The sequence below is a fragment of the Halomonas sp. 707D4 genome, assembly GCF_024158685.1.
Taxonomy (GTDB): Bacteria; Pseudomonadota; Gammaproteobacteria; order Pseudomonadales; family Halomonadaceae; genus Vreelandella.
The window spans coordinates 1-6014 of the sequence record NZ_JAMZBD010000176.1 but is presented as its reverse complement, the minus strand read 5'-3'; the positions used below and the strand labels follow the sequence as shown (position 1 = coordinate 6014).

The 6014-nt window shown below is 65.6% G+C and carries 5 protein-coding genes; 1 reads left to right on the top strand and 4 read right to left on the bottom strand.

Features of this window, described 5'->3' with window-relative positions; genetic code table 11:
- Positions 1 to 879, top strand: an 879-nt coding sequence (locus tag BIS11_RS09175; protein WP_253585954.1) for an ABC transporter ATP-binding protein, incomplete at its 5' end; no start/stop codon positions are given.
- On the opposite strand, the gene BIS11_RS09170 is transcribed toward BIS11_RS09175, so the two are convergent.
- From BIS11_RS09170 to dctP, 4 genes are all read right to left on the bottom strand, one after another.
- Positions 857 to 2521: an iron ABC transporter permease gene (locus BIS11_RS09170; RefSeq protein ID WP_253424643.1), complete on the bottom strand. Its 1665-nt coding sequence runs from the start codon at positions 2519 to 2521 to the stop codon at positions 857 to 859. The two genes, BIS11_RS09175 and BIS11_RS09170, sit on opposite strands and share 23 nt — an antisense overlap.
- A 137-nt stretch (positions 2522 to 2658) precedes the next feature.
- Positions 2659 to 3993, bottom strand: a complete 1335-nt coding sequence (locus BIS11_RS09165; protein WP_253585953.1) for a TRAP transporter large permease subunit — start codon at positions 3991 to 3993, stop codon at positions 2659 to 2661.
- Positions 3977 to 4492: a TRAP transporter small permease subunit gene (locus tag BIS11_RS09160; protein ID WP_253426569.1), complete on the bottom strand. Its 516-nt coding sequence runs from the start codon at positions 4490 to 4492 to the stop codon at positions 3977 to 3979. Before BIS11_RS09160 ends, BIS11_RS09165 begins: the two co-directional genes overlap by 17 nt.
- Before the next feature lie 55 nt (positions 4493 to 4547).
- Complete coding sequence (dctP, locus tag BIS11_RS09155; protein ID WP_253426566.1) at positions 4548 to 5642, bottom strand: TRAP transporter substrate-binding protein DctP; 1095 nt, start codon at positions 5640 to 5642, stop codon at positions 4548 to 4550.
- Between the last annotated feature and the right edge of the window lie 372 nt (positions 5643 to 6014).

The following is a 6014-nucleotide window of genomic DNA, read 5'->3' as shown; positions in this document are numbered from 1 at the left end:
GGCCAGGAGATCGCCGGCCCTGGTCGGGCGCACCTGCCGCCGGAAAAGCGCAGCGTCGGCCTGGCGTTTCAGGAGTCGGCGCTGTTTCCGCACCTGAGCGTGCTGGAGAACGTCACCTTCGGGCTCAAGCACCTGGCGCGCCGCGAGCGCACGCCTCGGGCGATGGAGCTTTTGACCCAACTGGGCATGGCCGACTACGCCGAGCGCTACCCGCACATGCTCTCCGGCGGGCAGCAGCAGCGCGTGGCACTCGCCCGGGCGCTGGCGCCGTCACCCCGGCTGATGCTGCTCGACGAGCCGTTCTCGAGCCTGGACGCACGGCTTCGCGATCGCATTCGCGACGATACGCTGCACGTGCTAAAGACCTTGGGCACGGCGACGCTGCTGGTCACCCACGACCCGGAAGAGGCGATGTTCATGGCCGATCGCATCGCGCTGATGCGCGATGGCCGTATCCTGCAGGTCGGCACCCCGTTCGAACTCTACTGCCTGCCGGCGGACCCGTTCGTGGTGACCTTCTTTGGCGAGGTGAACGAGCTTTCCGGCGTGGTGAAGGGCGGTGAGGTGGCAACACCCATGGGCACGGTCAAGGCCGACTGGCTGGAAGACGAGACGCCGGTGCGGGTGATGATCCGCCCGGAGGCGCTGAGCGTGCGCCAGCGCGCGCGCGCCGGTGGGGAGCCGCATCGCCATAGCCACGTCATCATGGCGAAGCTTCTCGGCCGCTCGAGCCTTCTGCACCTGTGCGCCCACGGCAGCAACGGTGAGGAGGCGCACCTTCACGCCCGCGTGCCTGGCGTCTACCTGCCGGCGCCGGGCGAGGAGGTCGACATCGCCCTGGATCACTCCCAGGTGTTCATCTTTGCGCGTCGCGACTAGGCTTGGCCCGGCGCATCGCCAGGCTCAACAGAATCACCGGCACGATCCCCACCAGCACGATGGCAAGCGAAGCGGTCGAGGCCTCGGCCAGGCGTTCGTCCGAGGCCAGGCTGTGGGCGCGCACCGCTAACGTGTCGAAGTTGAACGGGCGCAGGATCATCGTCGCCGGCAGCTCCTTCATCACGTCGACGAACACCAGGATGCCCGCTGCCAGCAGGCTCGAGCGCATCAGGGGCGTGTGGACACGCTTGAGCGTACTGCCTGCGCTGTGGCCGAGGGTGCGTGAAGCGGCGTCCATGCTCGGCGTCACCTTGCCAAGGCTCGCCTCCACCGCGTTGAACGACACCGCCAGAAAGCGCACCACGTAGGCGTAGACCAGAATGAAGGCGGTGCCGCTGAACACGAGCCCCACGATCACCCCGTAACGGGCGTGCAGCCAGGTGTTCAAGGTGCTGTCGAGCCAGGCGAAGGGGATCAGGATGCCCACCGCCACCACCGAGCCCGGAATCGCGTAGCCCATCGCCGCCACGCGGGTGAAGAGCCGCGCGGCGGGGGTATCGTTCAAGCGCACGCTGTAGCTCAGCACCACGGCGAGCGCCACGGCGATCAGCGCCGCAATGCTGGCAAGCCCCAGGCTATTGAGCGCGAAGCGCAGAAACCGCGTGCCTAGCAGCGCATCGCCCTGGCGAAGCGCCAGCTCGAGCAGGATGCCGCTGGGCAACAGAAAGCCGACGAACACCGGAACGAAGCAGGCAAGCGTCGCCGCGCCGGCGCGGGGGCCGCTCAGGAGATACTCCGGCAGCGCTTGGTAGCGGCTGCTGGCGTGGAAATAGCGCCGCTTGCCGCGCGAGAACTGCTCGAGCAGCACCAGCACGATCACGAAGCTCAGAAGGCACGCCGCCAGCTGCGCGGCGGCCACCGGCTCGCCAAGGCCGAACCAGGTGCGATAGATCCCCGTGGTGAAGGTATCCACGCCGAAGAACTGCACCGCGCCGAACTCGTTCAGCGTCTCCATCAGGGCGAGCGCCACCCCGCCGACCAGCGCCGGGCGCGAAAGCGGCAGCGCCACGCTGAAAAAGAGCCGCCAGGGGCCGCGCCCCAGAGTGCGCCCCACGTCCAGCATGCCCACGGACTGCTCCAGAAACGACGCCCGCGCCAGGAGATACACGTAGGGGTAGAGCACGAAGGTGATCAGGGTGGCCGCCCCACCCAGCGAGCGGATGTTGGGAAAGTAGTAGTCGCCGTACTGCCAGTCGAACCACGCCCGCAGCGCGCTCTGAAACGGCCCCGCGACCTGGAAGAAATCCGTGTAGGCGTAGGCGATCACGTAGGTCGGCACCGCCAGCGGAAGCAGAAGCGCCCATTCGAACACGCGCTTGCCGGGAAAGCGGCACATCACCACCAGCCACGCGCAGCCGGCGCCCAGCACCAGGGTGCCGAGCCCCACGCCCAAGGTCAGCCACAGCGTATTGACGAGATAGCGCGGCAGCACCGTGCTCGCCAGGTGCTCCCAGATACCTTGTGTCGGCACGACGACATGCCCCAGCACGATCAGGATCGGCAGGGCCACCGCCAGCGCCACGCCGAAAAGCGCTATCGACCAGAACGAAGGACGGAGCTTGGACGAAGCGTTGGCCGGCAGTGAGCGGTGGGGGGGATTCGACACGTCGTGGGCTCCTTGGCGAATCGCATGACCGGCGGTGTTTCCGCCGATGAGAAAGCAATGCGGCCAAGAATGTTATCACCGCGGCGGCGCCCGGGCGAGGCGCCGCCACTGGGTCAGTACCCCACCATCACCCCGGGAAGCCCGGTCACCAGCACCGGGAAGAAGGCCATTAGCACGCAGGCGAGCAGGATCAGCGCGCAGAAGGGGATGACCGCGCGGTACAGGTCGATGGTTTCCACCCCGGGCGGGGCCACGCCTTTCAGGTAGAACAGCGCGTAGCCAAACGGCGGGGTGAGAAACGACGTCTGCAGCACCACGGCGACCATCACCACGAACCACAGCGGGTCGACCCCCATCTGCTGGATGATCGGCAGCATGATGGGAAAGCTCAACAGCACGATGCCGGTCCAGTCGAGGAACATCCCGAGCACGAACACTAGGAGGAACATCATGATTAGCGCGCCCGTGGTGCCGCCGGGCATGGCCAGCAACAGATCCTGGATCACCTGCATGCCGCCGCCCCGGGAAAACACGCCGGTGAAGGCGGTCGCGCCGACCAGCACCAGCATCACCATGGTGGTGGTCTTGCCGGCGTCGATCAGCGTGCGGTAGCAGGTCGAGAGCTTGCGATCACCGAAGATCAGAAACAGGATGAAGGCGATCAAAACGCCGATCGCCGAAGCCTCGGTGGCCGTGGCGATCCCGGCGAACAGCGCGCCCAGCACGCCGAGAATCAGCGCCATCGGCGGCAGCACGTACTTGCCGAGCATCTTCAAGAGCTCGCCGGTACTGACCCGCGCGCGCTCCTCCTTCGGCACCGGGGGGCCGAATTCCGGCTTGAAATGGCACACGATCAGCACGTAGAGCGCGTACATCACCCCGAGCATGACGCCGGGCACCATGGCCCCGGCGAACAGCGCGCCGACCGAGACCGGCGAGTAGCTCGCCATCAGGATCAGCATGATGCTCGGCGGAATCAGGATGCCCAGGCAGCCGCTGGCCATGATCACTCCGGTGCTGAGCTCCTTGTTGTAGCCGTATTTGAGCATCGGCACCAGGGCGATCATGCCCATCACCGCGATCGAGGCGCCGACGATGCCGGTGGTCGCCGCCAGCAGCACGGAGACAATGACCACGGTGAGCGCCAGCCCCCCGCGCAGGTTGGCCAAAAGCAGCCGCATGGCGTCGAACATCCGCTCGGTGACGCCGGAGTCGTTCAAAAACCGCGCCATCAGCACGAACAGCGGAATCGCCACCAGCACGTAGTTGTCCATGGCGTTGCCATAGATGTTGTTGATCAAGGTGCCCAGCACCCGCTCGCCGGGGCCGAGAAAGGCGCCGATCACCGCCACGCCGCCGAGCACGAAGGCGAGGGGGTGGCCCATGAAGAGCCCCAACAGCAGCCCGCCGAACATCACCAGCGCCAACAGCTCAGGACTCAAGTTCATGGGAGCGCTCCTCACGCAGGGTGATCACGGCGCGCAGCACGATCGCGATCGCCTGGAGTAGAATCAGCGCGGCGGCGAGCACGATCACCCCCTTGATGGGGTAGACCGGCAGCGCCACCATGCCGTAGGTGGTCTCGCCCCGGCTGAAGGCGCGATCGAAGAACAGCCAGCCGTACTTCAGCAGCATCCAGATGAAGGGAACGAAGAAGATCAGGTAGCCCGCAAGCGTCAGCAGTGCCTGGCGCTTGAGCGACAAAAGGCGCTTGATCACGTCGACCTCGACGTGGGCGTGGTGCTTGAGCCCATAAGCGGCCATCAGCATGAAATGGGCGCCGAACAGCATCTTGGTGACATCGAAAGCCCAGTCGCTGGGACGGCCCAGAAAGAAGCGCGCGCCGATGTCGTACAGTACGATCAGGGTGATAATGGCGATCAGCGGCGCGATCAGACGCCCGAACAGCTCGTTGAAAGCGTCGATCGCCTTGGCAATGGCAAGCATGGAGACTCTCCGCGGTCAGCTGAGGCCCCGGCCAGGCCGGGGCGACAAAGGCGCCTTAAAGGCAGGCTTCGATCTCTTCAAGCGACGGCAGATTGTCCATGGTGCGGCTCATGTTGAAGGGGTAGGAGACGTCGCGCCAGGTGGCGTAATCCTGCAGGTAGCTCACCATCGACTGGTACACTTTTGCGTGGTCCGGGTTCTCGCAGGCGCCCTGGACGATCACCTCGTTGGTGACCTGCTGGATCTGCGCCAGGTCCTCGTCGGAGAACTGGTTGATGGTCACGCCATCCTCGACGAACTGACGGGTCGCCTCGTTGGACTCGCGCTCGGACCAGGCCAGCGACCAGGCCATGGTGGCGTCCGCCGCGATGCGCAGCTTCTGTTGGGTCTCCTCGGAAAGCGCGTTCCAGGCGTCCATGTTGATCATCACGCCGAAGACGCTGGCGGACTGGTGCCAGCCCGGCGTCGCCCAGTTGTCGGCGACCTCCGAGAAGCCCGCCTTGTAGTCCACGCCCGGGGTGGAGAACTCGCCGGCGTCGATCACGCCGCGCTCGATGGCCTGGTACACCTCGCCGCCGGCCAGCGTCACCTGGGAGCCGCCAAGGCGTTCGAGCACCCGACCCTGGTCGCGCCCGGACAGGCGCAGGCGCTTGCCTTCGAGGTCGGCGATGCTGGCGATCGGCGTGCGCCCCATGAAGCCGGACTCGTTGTTGGTGATGCCGTAGGGCAGGTACATTATGTTGAACTGGCCGTAGATCTCCTCGTAGAGCTCGCGCCCGCCCCACTGCTGGATCCAGTTCAGGTAGTCCACGCCGTTGAACAGGCTCGTGGTGGTGGCCAAGGGCGAGAATGCCGGGTTGAGCCCGGCCCAGTAGCCCGGCCAGTCGCCGGCGGCCTCGATGCTGCCGGTCTCGGTGGCGTCGAACACTTCGGTGCCGGGCATCAAGGTGCCGCCGGCGCGAAAGTTGATCTGCAGCTCGTCGCCGGCGAGCTGGTTGACCAGCTCCACCCAGTGGCGGTCGATCTGGATCAGATCCAGGTTGTCCGCCCAGGTGGAGGTCATGGTCCACTGTTCCTGGGCCTGGGCGGTGGAGGCGAGCAGCACGCCGGTCGCAAGCGCGGTCAGGGCGAAGCGTGACGTCATTTTCATGGTGAGTTCCCTACGTGTGGTGTTGTTGATGTTGGCAACGGTCAGGAAAACGAGCGCAGGTTGACGTTTACGTCAATTTGGGGGCGCTACAGCGATAAGCTAGCATACTCGTCGCGCCCGCGCGCCATAGCCGATGGTGGTAGGGCGCAAGTGCAGTCACTTACTCCAATAGCGAATTTATTTCTTTACAATCAGCTTCTTACATTAGCGAAGAATACCTTGCCAAACTGTGGAAATCGTAGTGAATCCAGTCAGCGTTGAAAGATCGCTTAATCGAAGTGGCGCCCCTGCGATGCGCGAGGCCCAGGCGCTCGCCGCCCACGCGCAGCGCCTGGCGCGGCGGCGCTGGCGCCAGCTGGTGTGGCTTCGCGG

What these genes read in the sequence shown, in the direction of transcription:
- BIS11_RS09165 (WP_253585953.1), bottom strand. Translation starts at nt 3,993, where the DNA reads ATGAACTTGAGTCCTGAGCTGTTGGCGCTGGTGATGTTCGGCGGGCTG.
- BIS11_RS09160 (WP_253426569.1), bottom strand. Translation starts at nt 4,492, where the DNA reads ATGCTTGCCATTGCCAAGGCGATCGACGCTTTCAACGAGCTGTTCGGG.
- dctP (WP_253426566.1), bottom strand. Translation starts at nt 5,642, where the DNA reads ATGAAAATGACGTCACGCTTCGCCCTGACCGCGCTTGCGACCGGCGTG.